Below are 15,096 nucleotides of genomic sequence, written 5' to 3' on the forward strand. Positions count from 1 at the left end.
CGTAGAGCCCGGATCAAGCGGTGCCGGAGGGGGTGGAGGTCAGCTCCGTCCCGTCCGCGCGGGAAGCGACCCGCAGCCGCATGGCCGGATAGGGACGTGCCTCGAAACCGAACTCCCGGTACATGTTCGATCCCTCGCCGGTGGCGAACAGGTCGATGTCGGCCACTTCGGTCTCCGAGCGGAACCAGTCGAGCAGTTGCCGCACGCAGGCACGCGCGTAGCCCCTCCTGCGGTGGCCGACGGCTGTCACGACGTTCGAGATGCGGCCACGAATCCCCGTGGGGTTCGAGGGGCTGGGAGGGTCGTGGTTCACCTCGCCGAGCGCGGCGGCGACCAGCTGTCCGTTCGAGATCTCGGTGACGACGACCAGCGCCTCGCCGCCGGCGATTTTCCGCGTGAACCACGATTCGGCCTGGGAACGCCAGGCGGGGTCCTCGGCGTTCCTGCCCATCGACTTGAACATCAGAGCTCGGAGCTCGACCAGTGCTTTCGTGTCGGCCGTTGTGGCTCTGCGGATATTCACCATGGCGAATCATTGTCCTCGGAGGCGACGAGCGGCGTCCACCGAACCCGGTCGACGCCGGGGAGCGGGTCCGATCACTGACCGGAAGGCCGCAGCGCGGGGCCGCGCTCCCAGGGGGGCGTGATGCCGGGAGGGTCGATGATCTCGGGCGTGCCCTCGTGGATCACCCCGTCGCCGAGGTCCTCCTCCGCGCCGGGCAGACCGTCCCCCCGGACGGGAGCGGGCTGCTCCGGGGCGCTCCTGGAGAACTCCCCGGTGCGCTCCTCCGCGGCCACGGCGGGAGGCTCGTCCTCGGGAGCGGTCTCCATGGCTATGACCGTTCCCTCGCGTCGCGTCGCCCCCTCCGGCTCGGTCCGCCGGGCCGTGCCGTTGATGCGCGGTGCCGTGCCCGGGGAGGACCCCGCGACCGTCGTACGGAACGGGAGGTTCGTCCCGCGGGCCGGTGTTTCCAGCCCCGCCGCCATGGAAACCGCTCGGTCCCACTCGGGGTCACCGCTGTACTCGGTGTGCCGCAGCAGTCCCGCGAGCCACCTCCGGTGCTCGAAGGGACCGCGCTGCGGATCGGGAAGCCAGTGGTCGCTGCCGAGCACCAGCGCGCCGGTCGGTCCACGCGCCGCGGGCGGAAGCGGTCCTTCCGCGCCGTCGGCCCGGAAGCCGACCCCCAGCAGTTTGCCGTCGTAGACCTGCCTGCTCCACGTGGTTACCGCGCCGCCGAGCGGGTCCGTCCCGCGGCAGAGGGAGCGCCAACGTCCCCGCAGGGAGCCGGCCAGCTCGCGTTGGGATCCGTGCCCGAGCACGTCGGGGAAACCACGTGTGTACGCCCATTGGAGCTGGGATCCCGCCGTGACGAGGCCGACTCTTTCCCGGTCCGGCTCGTCCAGCCCGTGCAGCAGCCGGGCCGTCGCGACGGAGGCGAGCAGACTCCCCTGGCTGTGTCCGGACAGCACCACCCGGGTGTGCGGATCCGAAAGGTGCTCGCGGGCTCTGTTGACCAGCTCGGGGATGACCTTCAGCGCGTAGCACGGGGGAACGACGGGGTGGGCCTCCCGCGGCCAGAAGAGCGTCAGGTCGCACAACACGCCCAGTGCCCTGGCGGTTCCGGGACGGCGCACGGCCAGGTAGACGGTGCGGAGCAGAAAGGCCGCGAGCGTGGCCAACGTCCCGACACCGAGGAACATCAGCCAACGCGCCCAGTCGGGCGGTTGCGGAGCCCACAGCCGCAGGACCGAGGCGAGCACCGCTCCGGCGCACAGCGCCCCAGCGAGGACGAGCACCAGCCGGTGGCCGTGCCCGCGTTGCAGTTCCGCCCACTTCCACGCGCGCTCGGAACTGCGCTGATCACCGGAACGACCCGCGTGCAGCAACCCCACTTCGGGTGAGACCGCGCTGTCGGCCTGCAACGCGCGCCACCAGCGCACCCACGCCCACGGCACGATGACCAGTCCGGCGAGCACGAGCAGGGCCGTGGAAGTACCCCACAGCAGGGTGACGGTGTCGTACGAACTCGGCAGCCGAGGCTCGTCTCCCCCGAGGGCCTGGCGGGTGGTCAGCGTCAGACCGGCACCGAACCCCGCTCCGAGCAGGCAGGCGATCAGCAGCACCGGGGCTGCGAACCATCCGCCGGCCCACGGGCGCAGCTTCTTCGGCAGGCGGCGCCAGGAGGAGCGGGACAGCAGCACCGTGGGAATCAGAAGCAGCCCGACGTACCCGCAGGACAGCAGCAGACCGAGCGTCAACGAACCGGTCACCGAACCGGATCCGGCCAGGGGACCGTTCAGGGGATCGGTCGCCGGGGCGGTCACGAGCACCAGCAGTGCCGCCACCGAAACGAGCGGAATCCGGGTGTAGCGGGACAGCGCGCTCCGTACCGCCCGGCGGAAACGGTTGTCGGGCCTGTGGTCGGAGTCGGTCGGATCGTCCAGGGCGAGCACGCCCAGCACGCAGAGTCCCGTGAGCACGGCGGCCCCCACCCAGCGGGGGTCCGCGGAAGCGGAGAACCCGCCCAGCGCCGTCAGCACCATCGTGCACAGTCCCGCGACGATGTGCAGAATCCGCAGCGCGGAGGTCGCCGGGTCCCGCACCACGCCCGCTCCCGGCAGCTTCGGGTCCTGGGCGTGCTGCCCGGCTTCGGACGTGGACGGGGTGCACACGCGCCAGGACATCGCCGAGAGGCGGGACATGCCGAGGACCACGGCCGCCACGAGGACCATCGCCAGGATCGAGCGCGGAGACTCCGCGGTCCGCAGCCCGTCGGGAACGGCGCCGAGGCATCCCGAACCGGGGCGCAGGCACTGGGAGGCGAGCAGGTCCAGGCTGAGCACCGTCAGGTGCGCGATGAACAACATCGTCAACAGCAGGGCGGTCAGGCGCATCCCGGCGCGCAGCGCAGCTCCGAGGGAGCGGACGGCACGCGATCCGGCGTCGGTCGGTGGAAGCATCCAGTGCGCCATGTTGGCCAGGGCGAACGGGAACAGCAGGGCCCAGAGGGCCTTGCTTCCCCCCGAGGTCATGTCCCCCCACACGTACCCTTCGATCGAACGGGGGACCGTGCGCTCTCCCGCGGCGAGGTCGGGGCCGGAGACCGGGCGCAGCAATCGGTCCGCCGGACGGACGATACGCCCGATTCCGTCCCCGGCGACGTCCACCGAAGCCACCGAGTCGGTCAGGTCCTGCGGTTTCGTTCCGAGGATGCCGTGTACCCGCAGCTCGACCACGCGAGTGTCCGGCCCGGGCACGTGCACTGGTTCCTCCCGCGTGTCGGCGACGGCGCTGTTCGGTGCGCGCTTCACCCGATTGTCTCTTGTCGACCGTCGTGTTGCGACCGTCGTGGTGGAGATTTTGCTCCGATTCCGGTGATGCCCCCAACCGTGTGAACGGTGAGTGCCCCCGGACGTGGAGACGCGGGATTCGCCCCGGGGCCGCTCCTCCGCGGGCGTAGCCTCGTTCCTCGGTCCCGCGGCGACCCGGGCGAGGTTCCGGTGTGAGTGCTCAGTAGGGTTTGCCGGCGTGGGGCGGCTGATCGTGATCGAAGGTCTGGACGGTGCGGGCAAGCAGACGCTGGCCGACGGTTTGTCGGCCGAGCTGCGCAGCAGGGGGCTCTCGGTGGGGGAGGCCGCGTTCCCCCGCTACGGCGTGGACGTGCACGCCGACCTGATCGCCGAGGCGCTCCGCGGGCAGCACGGGGATCTCGCCGATTCCGTGCACGGCATGGCCGTGCTGTACGCACTGGACAGACGGCACTCCCTGGACTGGCTGCGAAGCGGGATCGCCGAGCACGACATCCTGCTGCTGGACCGCTACGTGGCCTCCAACGCGGCGTACGGGGCCGCGCGGTCGTGGGAGAAGGCCGACGGCGGATTCGTCGAGTGGGTGCGTCAGCTCGAGGTGGACCGCTTCGGGATGCCCCGGCCGGATCTGCAGATCCTGCTGCGCGTGCCCACCGCGGTGGCCGCCGAGCGGGCCGAGCGCAGGGAGAGCGCCAACGGTGATGGGGGCGGGGACCGGTTCGAGTCGGACTCCTCCCTGCAGGAGCGTTGCGACCGGGTCTACCTCGAGCTCGCCGAGTCCTCGTGGTGGTCACCCTGGCGGGTGATCGACGACGCGACCGCGGTGGATCCCGCCGGATTGGCCGACCGGATCCTCGACTAGCCTGCTCGTGAGCGATGGTCCGTTCGGGGGCATCGACTCCTGCGCTCCGAGCAACGGCTCAACAACCTGCAGTGATGACAGCCGGGTGGTGCATGCCCCTGTGGTGCGAAATGCAACCATGTGAGGCATGAAGTCACGCGTGCTCGTGGTGGACGACGACCCGGCTCTGGCGGAGATGCTCACGATCGTGCTCCGGGGCGAGGGCTTCGATACCGCCGTCGTCAACGACGGCACCAAGGCCATGCCCGCGCTGCGTGAGCTCAAACCCGATCTGGTGCTGCTCGACCTGATGCTGCCGGGGATGAACGGCATCGACGTGTGCAAGGCCATCCGCGCGGAGTCGATGGTTCCCGTCGTCATGCTCACCGCGAAGAGTGACACCGTGGATGTGGTGCTCGGTCTGGAGTCGGGGGCCGACGACTACATCGTCAAACCGTTCAAGCCCAAGGAACTCGTGGCCCGGTTGCGGGTGCGGCTGCGCCGCACCGAGGCCGAACCGGCCGAGGTGCTGTCCATCGGTGATCTCACGATCGATGTCCCCGGGCACGAGGTCACCCGTGAGGGCGTGCCGATCTCGCTCACTCCGCTCGAGTTCGATCTGCTGGTGGCGCTGGCCAGGAAGCCGCGTCAGGTGTTCACCCGCGAAGTGCTGTTGGAGCAGGTGTGGGGGTATCGTCACGCTGCGGACACCAGGCTGGTCAACGTGCACGTGCAGCGGCTGCGTTCGAAGATCGAGAAGGATCCGGAACGGCCGGAGGTCGTGCTCACCGTGCGTGGAGTCGGGTACAAGGCCGGTCCTCCGTGATTCCGGGATCCGGTGATCGTTTCCGTGCGGCAGGACGGTTGGCGTGAGTGACAGGACCTCCCGCGGTGGTTCGTTGCGGTCGCTGGTCGTACGTGTCAGCGAGAACGTGCGTCGCCGCTGGCACTGGTTCGAGTCGATCTGGCGCCGGTCGATGCAGCTGCGGGTGGTGGTGAGCACCCTCGCGCTCTCCTCCGCGGTGGTCTTCGTGCTGGGGATGGTGCTGCAGACCCAGATAACCAACAGGATGCTGGAGACCAAGAAGGACGCCGCCGTCCGCCAGGTGGAGCAGAGCCTTCTTCCCGTGCTGGAACGACAGCTGACCGCCGTCGACCCGAACTCCGAGGACGTGGACGAGCAGCTCAAAGGTGCCCTGAACGGGCTGACCACGTCGCCCTCGGTGCAGAACGACGCCGAATCCGTGGCCGGGACGTACGACCCGGTGCTCGTCGACGAGTACGCCGTCACTCAGGAGGGGGAGTCGTCCCCTTCGGCCGGCCCTATCGGGGACGTCCCGCGGGACTTGCGCGAGTACGTGAAGCGGGACAGGTTCGCCACCCAGATCAGCACGGTCTCGCGCAATCACGAACAAGTGACCATGCTCGTGATCGGCAGTCCCGCCGGTACTTCCACGCGCCCGCTGCAGTCGTACTTCCTGTTCCCGCTGAGCGCGGAGAACCGCACCATGGGCGTGGTGCAGAGCACGCTGCTCGTCGGTGGGCTGGTGCTGCTCGTGCTGCTCGGCGCCATCACGAACCTGGTGACCCGCCAGGTGGTGCGGCCGGTGCGCCAGGCCGCGCGGACCGCGGAACGGCTCGCCGCCGGGAACCTGGACGAACGGATGCGGGTGATCGGTGAGGACGACGTCGCGCTGCTCGCCGATTCGTTCAACGAGATGGCCGACAGCTTGGCGCAGCAGATCCAGCAGCTGGAGGAGTTCGGTCAGCTGCAGCGCAGGTTCACCTCCGACGTCTCGCACGAGCTGCGGACCCCGCTGACCACGGTGCGCATGGCGGCCGACGTGCTCCACGCCTCCCGCGACGAGTTCCCGGCCGGGTTGGAGCGTTCCGCCGAACTGCTGGTCGACGAGCTCGACCGATTCGAGTCGCTGCTGGGGGACCTCCTCGAGATCTCCCGGCTGGACGCGGGTGTGGCCGACCTGTCCACCGAGTCGCTGGACGTCCCCGAGGTGGTGCGCCGCTCCGTGGACGCCTTGCGCCCCATCGCCGAAACGAGCGGTGTGGAGCTGCGTGTCGACGTGCCGGACGAGGAGGTCACCATTTTCGCGGATGCGCGTCGCGTGGAGCGAATCGTGCGCAACCTCGTCGCGAACGCCGTCGACCACGCCGAGGGGCAGCCGGTCGATGTCGCCTTCGGGGAGGGGGAGAACGAGGTGGCTGTCACCGTGCGTGACTACGGGGTCGGATTGCAGCCGGGCGAGGCCGAACTGGTGTTCACCAGGTTCTGGCGCGCCGATCCGTCGCGTGATCGTCAAACGGGGGGTACGGGACTCGGGCTGTCCATCGCTTCCGAGGACGCCCGATTGCACGGCGGGTGGCTGGACGCGTGGGGCGAGCCGGGGCGGGGCTCCTGCTTCCGGCTCACCCTTCCGAAGTACTCGGGTGAGCAGGAAGTCACCGAGAGCCCACTGCCGCTGCCGAGCGCGCGCAGCATAGCCGCCCCGGAAGCGCTCCTGGCGGCCCCGCCGGAGACGTCCGAAAGCGGCTACTCCGAGACCGGGGACGACCCGTCAGCGGGGACGGTGCGGAGTTCGCCCGAGCGTTCCGAGGACGGCGACGGGGAGGAAGAGCGATGATCTCGCTACGGCGTTCGACCAGGGTGGTGACCCTGCTGCTGGTGCTGTCCGTCCCGTTCACGGGTTGCGCCTCGATCCCCAAGGAGACCGAACCGGAGATGGTCAAACGGGTCGAGGAGGGCAGACCGACGAGCACCACGGTCGAGGCCCCTCCGGAGGGGATCGACGCCCCGGACCTGGTGCGCGATTTCGTCGACGCCGGTGCGCAGCCGGCCAACAACTACGAGGCCGCCCGCAAGCACCTGACCGAGCGCGCGCGGAACTCCTGGCGGGTGCCCTCCGAAGTGACGGTGGTCAACAACGTGGACACCGTCCCGCTGCGCGAGGACGATCTCCCGGACTCCGTTCAGATGGTCAGCCTGAGCGTGGACAAGGTGGGCAAGCTCCGTGCGGACAACTCGTTCGTCCCCGGCGAGGGGTCCGAGCAGCTGGACGTCAGGGTCGAGAGGCAGGACGACGGCGAGTGGCGGATCGTGAACCCTCCGGACCTCCTGCTGGTCAGCAGCGACGCTTTCGAGTCGAACTACCGGGCGGTGTCGGTCTTCTTCCTCGACGAGCAGCAGAACGGAGTCGTTCCCGACGTCCGCTGGGTGCGGCAGAATCCGCAGAGCACACTGCCGTCCCGGGTCATCGACCTGCTGCTGTCCGGTCCATCGGCCGGTTTCGACTCGGCGATGAACACGGCCATCCCCGAGGACACGGAGACGGTCAGCAACGTGAGCGAGGTCAAGGACGGCGCGCTTCGGGTGAACCTGAGCGACCTCGGGGCGCTGAGCAGCAGGAAGAAACGCATGATCGCGGCCCAGGTCGTGCTGACGCTGCGCGGGGTCCGGACGGCGCGGGTGCGGCTGGAGGAGGAGGGGACGGCCCTGCTGTCGAACTCCTCGGTGCTGCGGCCCTCGGACGTGGCCTCCTACGAGCGCCGCAACAAGGTCTCCTCCGAGGTCGCCCCGCTGGCGGTCGTCAACGAGAAGCTCAAGGTGTTCAACGAGCAGGCCCCGCCGGTTCCCGGCCCCACGGGGTCGGGCGAGTACGAGATCACCACGGCGGCCCGCTCGGACGAGGGCGAGTACGTCGCGGCGGTGGTGCGCTCCGCGGACGAAGGGGTCGACCTCAGGGTCGGGGAGTACGGCGGTTCCCTGCGGAAGCTGCCGGTGCACGGAAGTTTCGTGTCCAGGCCGACCTGGCGGAGCGAATCCGAGGTGTGGGCGGTCGTGGACGGGAAGCGGGTGGTCCGCGCTACCCGGGACGACAACGGATCCTGGGCGGTCGAGGACGTCGACGTACGTGGGTTCGCGGCTGACGAGGGGCACATCGAGGCACTCCGGATCTCCAGGGACGGGACCCGGCTCGCCGGGGTCGTGGACGGTCGCATCGTGGTCGCAGGCATAGTGGGCAGCGGCTCGGCTGTGCGGTTGCAGCAGCCCACTCCGCTGACCGGTGGTTTCAGCGATTCGAAGATCAGGAAAGTGGCCTGGTTGAACAGCCGGTCCCTGGTGGCGATCAGCGACAGCGACTCCCTGCCCGTGGTCAAGGTCTCGGTGGACGGTTTCACCTGGAACTCTTACAACTCCTCGAACCTGCGCCAGCCGCTCAGGCGGTTGACGGTGGGACCGGGCCAGAAGGTCATCGTCGGCGACGAGGCCTACTTGTGGCAGGCCAGGGACCAGGAGGAGGTCTGGGAGGTGCTGCAGGACATTCCGGTGGGGCCGAAGTCGATCCCGTTCTATCCGGGATGACGCCCCGCCGGTCCCGGTGAGCCGGGAAGGTCCGACACGCCGCGGCGGGAACGCCTTCCGGGAGACCGGAGCCGGAGCGCGACCGCAGGATCGCGGCATGTCTCGTGACTCCTTCCTCCGAACGGTCCCGTACGCGCTCGCGGACCTGGTCCTCCCGCTCCGGTGCGCGGGGTGCGGGGTGCGTGCCACCGCGTTGTGCACGGGGTGCGAACGCGAGTTCGGTGCCCTGCGCCGGGTCAGGCCCGAGCTGCTGCCCGAGGAGCCCCCGATCTACGCCCTGGGGCGCTATCGGGGGAACGCCAGGAGGGCGGTGCTCGCTTACAAGGAGTTCGGCCGCCGTGATCTCGCGAAACCGCTCGGAAGCCGACTCGGCCGCGCCGCGCGCTCGGTGATCGACGAACATCCTGAGCGGCTGAGCGCGGAGCCCGTGCACCTGGTTCCCGTGCCCTCCAGACCTTCCGCCGTCCGCGCTCGCGGAGGGGCGCACCTGAGCCCGCTGGTGCGTTTCGCACGCACGGGGCCCGGCAGGGGAGCGGTCACGGTGTCCGACTGTCTGCGGATGCGGCGCGGGGTGCGGGACTCGGTCGGGTTGGACACCGCACGGCGGATTCGCAATCTCAGCGGTGGTGTCGTGCTCCGTTCCGCACGGCTGCCCGAAGCCGGGGAACCGGTCGTGCTGGTTGACGACGTGCTCACAACGGGAGCCACGGTGGCGAGCTGCTCCGCGGCGCTGCGTGCCGCGGGGCGGGGAGTGGCCGCGGTGCTGGTCCTCGCAGCGGCCCGTCGGTAGCCCGTTCGGGTGTGTGAGTGGAACTCAGCCGATTCGGGGGTCGTGTTCGGGAACCACTGGTTTGCTCCGTTCGTTGCCCGGGTACACACGCGGCGTCGGAAGCGTGGGGAGCTGTGGACATGAGCGGGAAACCGAGTGGTGCGCTCGCGTTCTGCCGGGACTGGGGAGCTCGCGGTTCCACGGACTCGTACGATCGCGCCCTACCGCCGAGGGTTGGTGTGGAGTCGTGTCGTTACGTACGAATGGTGGTAACGAATACGCGGAGTGGCTGTTTGACGTCCCCCGGCTCGGGGGTGTCGTGAAACACAAAAGCGAGCTAACGTGCACCCCAATCAGCCGTATTCGGCCGGAGGAATGAGGTGAGGCATTGACGCCCCTGACGTCGGGAACGAGCTGAGTACGCTCTCTCCGGCGTCGCCGTGACGAGGCTCACGGAAGCACGCTGAGCAACGGAGGTCGTGAATGGACATCGTCGTCAAAGGCCGCAACGTCGAGGTGCCCACCCATTACCAGCAGCACGTCGGCGAAAAGCTCAACCGTCTCGACCGCTACGACAGGAAGGCGATGCGAGCCGACGTGGAGTTGCAGCACGAGCGTAACCCACGTCAGGCGAAGAGCTGTCAGCGGGTCGAAATCACCTTGAAGGGACGTGGACCGGCTGTGCGCGCGGAAGCCAGTGCGCCCGACTTCTACGCAGCCCTGGACGCCGCGACGACGAAGTTGGAGAACCGGTTGCGCAAGATGCACGATCGCAGGAAGGTGCATCACGGCAAGCGCAGTCCGCGCTCCGTGGCGCAGGCGACCGCCGCGATGGCCGACAGGCCGGTGGCCGTCGCCGGGGCGGGGGGTACGACACAGAACCGTACTCGCACCACACTGCTGGAACCACCGACCGATCAGATGAGCGCCGAGGCCGCGGACGAGCAGTCCTCCGCCGCGGTGTCCGAACCTCCGGTGAGCTCCGAGCCCCCTGCGACCTCCGGGGTCCCCGGCCAGCGTCACGAGGGGAACGGCCACGAACCGGGGCGAATCGTCCGCGAGAAGGAACACCCGGCCACGCCCATGACAGTGGATCAAGCGCTTTACGAGATGGAGTTGGTCGGTCACGACTTCTACCTGTTCTTCGATGCCGACGCGGGCAAGCCCAGCGTGGTGTACCGCCGAAAGGGGTTCGACTACGGAGTGATCCGTTTGGTGCCCGAAACGTGATGCGGATCGCGTAGGCCGTGACCGCACGGACCGTCCCCCGCGTACCGTGGTACGCGGGGGACGGTCATGTTCGTGGCTGCACCGGCTCTGGACTGTCCGGCCCCTCTCCCCGCACGATCGGGTGCGGCGGGAACACGCGTGCGTCTCCGAAACGTTTGCAGTCCGTGGCCGCTCTCCGGTGTTCGAGCCGGGCGTCGAATCGGCGGAGGTGTCGATGTGACGTCTGTTGGAACGGTGCGGGGGCGGGCTTCTAATACTATGGCCGTAAAGCGTCCGTGACGGGCGCGTCACGATCAGCAAGTGAGGTCGACCTGGATGGTCCTGTCCCGACTGCTCCGCGCTGGCGAAGGCAAGATGCTCAAGCGCCTGCGCTCCATCGCGGCGCAAATCAACGAGCTCGAAGACGACACGGTCGCGCTGTCCGACAGCGAGTTGCGGGCCAAGACCGACGAGTTCAAACGCCGTTACTCCGATGGTGAGCAGCTGGACAAGCTGTTGCCGGAGGCGTTCGCCGTTGTGCGGGAGGGCGGTCGCCGAACCCTCGGGAACAGGCATTTCGACGTCCAGCTCATGGGCGGTGCCGCACTGCACTTCGGCCAGATCGCCGAGATGAAGACCGGTGAGGGCAAGACCCTCACCTGTGTGCTGCCCGGCTACCTCAACGCGATCACGGGCCACAGCGTGCACGTCATCACGGTCAACGACTACCTGGCCAAACGTGACTCCGAGTGGATGGGGCGGATATACCGCTTTCTCGGCATGGAGGTCGCCGCGATCACGGCCGACATGAGCCCCGAGCAGCGCAGGGACGCCTACGCCGCGGACGTCATCTACGGCACCAACAACGAGTTCGGCTTCGACTACCTGCGCGACAACATGGCCTGGAGCCTGTCGGAGTGCGTCCAGCGCGACCACAACTTCGCGATCGTCGACGAGGTGGACTCGATCCTCATCGACGAGGCGCGGACACCGCTGATCATTTCGGGCCCCGCCGACCAGTCCTCGAGGTGGTACCAGGAGTTCGCGCGGCTGGCCCCGATGCTCAAGCGTGACGAGCACTACGAGGTGGACGAGCGCAAGAGAACGGTCGGTGTCACCGAGGAAGGCGTCGAGATCATCGAGGACCAGCTCGGGATCGAGAACCTCTACGAGGCCGCCAACACCCCGCTCGTCGGTTACCTCAACAACGCGTTGAAGGCCAAGGAGCTGTACCGCCGGGACAAGGACTACATCGTCCGCAACGGCGAGATCGCCATCGTCGACGAGTTCACCGGGCGTGTGCTGCACGGCCGTCGGTACAACGAGGGAATGCACCAGGCGATCGAGGCCAAGGAAGGCGTCGAGATCCAGGCCGAGAACCAGACGCTGGCCACGATCACCCTGCAGAACTACTTCCGGCAGTACGACAAGCTCGCGGGGATGACCGGTACCGCCCAGACGGAGGCGGCCGAGTTCCAGAGCACCTACAAGCTCGGTGTGGTCAGCGTTCCCACGAACGAGCCGATGATCCGCAAGGATCAGCCGGACCTGATCTACAAGAGCGAGGAAGCCAAGTTCGAGGCAGTGGCCGAGGACATCGAGGAGCGGCACAACGCGGGGCAGCCGGTCCTGGTGGGCACGACCAGCGTCGACCGCTCGGAGTACCTGGCGAAGCTGCTCACCAAGCGTGGGGTTCCGCACAGCGTGCTGAACGCCAAGCACCACGAGTCCGAAGCGGGCATCGTCGCCGAGGCGGGCCGCAAGGGAGCGGTCACGGTCGCCACGAACATGGCCGGACGTGGCACCGACATCGTCCTCGGGGGCAACGTCGACCACCTGGCCGACTCCGAACTGCGCCAGCGGGGGCTGGATCCGGTCGAGAACCGCGAGGACTACGAGGCGGAGTGGCCCTCCGTCGTGGACAAGATCAAGGAACAGGCCGAGACGGAGGCCGATGAGGTCCGCGAGGCGGGCGGGCTGTACGTGCTCGGCACCGAACGCCACGAGTCCCGCCGCATCGACAACCAGCTGCGCGGTCGCTCGGGACGTCAGGGTGATCCAGGCGAGTCCAGGTTCTACCTTTCGCTCGGCGACGAGCTGATGCGCAGGTTCAACTCGAACATGGTCGAAACGGTGATGACCCGGCTGAAGGTGCCGGACGACGTCCCGATCGAGCACAAGATGGTCACCAAGGCCATTCGCAGTGCGCAGACCCAGGTCGAACAACAGAACATGGAGATCCGCAAGAACGTCCTCAAGTACGACGAGGTGCTCAACCAGCAGCGTTCGGTGATCTACACCGAGCGCAGGCGTGTTCTCGAGGGCGAGGACCTGCGGGAGCAGGTCGAGCACATGATCGGGGACGTGGTCAATGCCTACGTCAAGGGCGCGACCGCGGAGGGCTACGCGGAGGACTGGGACCTCGACCAGCTGTGGACGGCGCTGAAGTCGCTGTACCCCGTTTCCATTCGTTGGCAGGACCTCGCCGAGGAGGACGGGGACATCAGCAGGGATCAGCTGCGCGAGGCTGTTCTGACCGACGCCAAGGAGGCCTACGACCGGCGTGAAGCCGAGATCGAGGAGCAGGTCGGCGAAGGGGCGATGCGTGAGCTCGAACGCCGCGTCGTGCTGAGCGTGCTGGACCGGAAGTGGCGCGAACACCTCTACGAGATGGACTACCTCAAGGAGGGCATCGGGCTGCGCGCCATGGCCCAGCGGGATCCGCTGCTCGAGTACCGCCGCGAGGGCTTCGACATGTTCAACGCGATGTTGGAGGCCCTCAAGGAGGAGTCGGTCAGCTTCCTGTTCAACGTGCAGGTCGAAGCGGCCGAACCCGCGGGTGGGGCGGCCGAGGAGTCGCCGGTGCCGGTGTCGGTCACCCAGTCCTCCGACGGAGACGGTCAGCCGAGCGGCAACGGCCAGGTCTCCGGGCAGCCCAGCTCGAAACGCGCGAAGAAGTCGCGCAACGCCGCCGGGCCCGCGTTGAGTCAACTCGCCGCGTCCGAGCAGAACGATCAGTCGCAGGTCCCCACGGCGCTGCGTGGTAACGATTCGGCCGGACAGCAGCGGAACTTGAGCTATTCGGGTCCCTCCGAGAACGGAGAGGTGCGAAGCGACAGCGATTCCGAGGAGTCCTCCGGTTCGTCCCAGCAAGGGGGGACCAGGCGGGAACGTCGCGCCGCAGCCCGCGCCGATGCCAAGAAGAACAAGAAGCGCTGATCGGGTGCTTCTTCTGTTCGGGCTGTCGTAGGGGCCGCTGAGCGAAACCTCCCGCCGTCTCGTGAGCGGGCCCCGACGTCGGGGAACGGCTCTGCACGACGTCGGGGTCCTCCTCGCGGGAGCACGACGCGGGAGAACCCGCGGTGCGAGTTGCTCGGGTGGGGAAGCTCCGTGAGACGAGGGGCGGCCCGTGACCGCTCCGGAAAGGGCTCCTCTTTTCACGCCGCCTGCCCTTCAAACCAGGGCCAGCAGCGTGCAGCACCAGCTCATTCGCTGTTGTTCCAGACGTATGGTCAGCGCCCGGTGTCTTTTGACCTCGTCCACGACCACGCAGGCCTCCACCGTGGTGGAGCTGGTCAGGCAGGCGTGCACCGAGCTCAGCCGGGTTCGATCGTGCAGGAGGCTTCCGGAGCGGACGAGGGTGGCCAGCAGGCTCGCCACCGGTCTGCTGAGCCATTGGCGTATCTGATGCAGCGGTCTGCGTCCGGCCAGCACCTCGACGAGGTGGTTTCCGGCCCGGTCCGCCAGTGCCGAAGCGGAGTAGGTCGGTGGTGTTCTGCCCTCGTGCCGCGGGGCCGTGGCCGCTTTTTCGGAGGAGGACGGCCGGGGGGTGGCCTCGAGGGGGTTCTGGCGGGTTCGCTGTGCGGCCGGCACGTTCATGTTCGTGTCTCCCTTCGCGGAGGTCGTCCGGTGGATAGGAGGATTTCGCCCCTCGGAAAAGTTCACCTCCGGGACTTTCTTCACCGAAAGGTGTGATCTCCTCCCCGGTTCGTCCTTCGCTCGTGGTCAGCGGCAGTGAGCTGGGAACGTCTTCGGCGCACTTCCGCCGGATAAGCTGCGCAGGTGACGGAAACGGAGCTCGCTGCGCTGATCGTGGACTGTGGAGGGGTGCTGGACGACCCCGGCTGGGGGGCCGAGGGGGACGGGACGCCGGAGGGGTTGAGCCCGCTCGCCCACGAAGTGCGGCGTTTGCGGACCTCGGGTGTGGCTGTCGCCCTGTTGTCCAATGGGGATTCCGTTCCGGAGGAGCTGGCACGGGCCGGTCTGTTCGACAGCGTGGTGCTGTCGGGCGAGGTGGGCATGAGCAAACCGGATCCCGCCGTTTACCGGTACACGGCGAGGTTGCTCGGGGTTCCGCCGCGGCGCTGCGTGTTTCTCGACGACCTCGGTGGCAACGTCGCGGCCGCTGTGGACACGGGGATGGTCGGGATCCTGCATCGGGAGGTCGAACGGACGCGGGAGGAACTGGCCGTCCTCTTCGGTCTGGAGGAATCGTCGTAACCCCGTGTTGTGCTGGTGTTTGTGTGGTGGTGGGGGGTGGGTGTGTGGGGGTGTGGGTGGTGGGGGTAGTGTGGTGGTTGTCGGCACGGC

Annotated in this window: 11 protein-coding genes; 8 read left to right on the forward strand and 3 right to left on the reverse strand. The window is 68.3% G+C overall.

Annotated features, from left to right (window positions below):
• Positions 1-13: 13 nt before the first annotated feature.
• On the reverse strand, positions 14-526 hold the full coding sequence (locus FHR84_RS13405) for a GNAT family N-acetyltransferase (protein WP_179535815.1): 513 nt from the start codon (positions 524-526) through the stop codon (positions 14-16).
• Between the two features lie 71 nt (positions 527-597).
• The gene (locus FHR84_RS13410) at positions 598-3,264 is read right to left on the reverse strand and encodes a hypothetical protein (protein WP_179535873.1); all 2,667 of its coding nucleotides are present in this window, start codon (positions 3,262-3,264) and stop codon (positions 598-600) included.
• A 265-nt stretch (positions 3,265-3,529) separates the two neighbouring features.
• Between FHR84_RS13410 and FHR84_RS13415 the strand changes: the two genes are divergently transcribed.
• From FHR84_RS13415 to secA, 7 genes are all read left to right on the forward strand, one after another.
• Positions 3,530-4,171 (forward strand): dTMP kinase, encoded by a 642-nt coding sequence (locus tag FHR84_RS13415; protein ID WP_179535816.1) that lies wholly within the window; start codon positions 3,530-3,532, stop codon positions 4,169-4,171.
• Between the two features lie 127 nt (positions 4,172-4,298).
• On the forward strand, positions 4,299-4,976 hold the full coding sequence (gene mtrA, locus FHR84_RS13420) for an MtrAB system response regulator MtrA (RefSeq protein WP_017973459.1): 678 nt from the start codon (positions 4,299-4,301) through the stop codon (positions 4,974-4,976).
• Positions 4,977-5,019: 43 nt separating this feature from the next.
• On the forward strand, positions 5,020-6,789 hold the full coding sequence (gene mtrB, locus FHR84_RS13425; protein WP_179535817.1) for an MtrAB system histidine kinase MtrB: 1,770 nt from the start codon (positions 5,020-5,022) through the stop codon (positions 6,787-6,789).
• A complete protein-coding gene (locus FHR84_RS13430) occupies positions 6,786-8,528 on the forward strand; it encodes an LpqB family beta-propeller domain-containing protein (protein ID WP_179535818.1) in 1,743 nt (580 codons plus the stop codon). The genes mtrB and FHR84_RS13430 overlap by 4 nt, the downstream gene beginning before the upstream one ends.
• 97 nt (positions 8,529-8,625) lie before the next feature.
• Entirely contained in the window at positions 8,626-9,318 is a 693-nt protein-coding gene (locus FHR84_RS13435; RefSeq protein ID WP_179535819.1) for a ComF family protein, read from the forward strand.
• 462 nt (positions 9,319-9,780) lie between these two features.
• The gene (hpf, locus tag FHR84_RS13440; RefSeq protein WP_179535820.1) at positions 9,781-10,527 is read left to right on the forward strand and encodes a ribosome hibernation-promoting factor, HPF/YfiA family; all 747 of its coding nucleotides are present in this window, start codon (positions 9,781-9,783) and stop codon (positions 10,525-10,527) included.
• Positions 10,528-10,842: 315 nt separating this feature from the next.
• A complete protein-coding gene (gene secA / locus FHR84_RS13445; RefSeq protein WP_179535874.1) occupies positions 10,843-13,725 on the forward strand; it encodes a preprotein translocase subunit SecA in 2,883 nt (960 codons plus the stop codon).
• A 234-nt stretch (positions 13,726-13,959) separates the two neighbouring features.
• Here secA and FHR84_RS13450 read toward each other — a convergent pair whose 3' ends face one another.
• Complete coding sequence (locus FHR84_RS13450) at positions 13,960-14,385, reverse strand: Rv3235 family protein (RefSeq protein WP_179535821.1); 426 nt, start codon at positions 14,383-14,385, stop codon at positions 13,960-13,962.
• Between the two features lie 183 nt (positions 14,386-14,568).
• On the opposite strand from FHR84_RS13450, the gene FHR84_RS13455 reads away from it, so the two are divergent.
• Positions 14,569-15,006, forward strand: a complete 438-nt coding sequence (locus FHR84_RS13455; RefSeq protein WP_179535822.1) for an HAD-IA family hydrolase — start codon at positions 14,569-14,571, stop codon at positions 15,004-15,006.
• The last annotated feature ends 90 nt before the right edge of the window (positions 15,007-15,096 follow it).

Origin of the sequence: Actinopolyspora biskrensis (genome assembly GCF_013408175.1) — a bacterium.
In the GTDB taxonomy this organism is placed as follows: domain Bacteria; phylum Actinomycetota; class Actinomycetes; order Mycobacteriales; family Pseudonocardiaceae; genus Actinopolyspora; species Actinopolyspora biskrensis.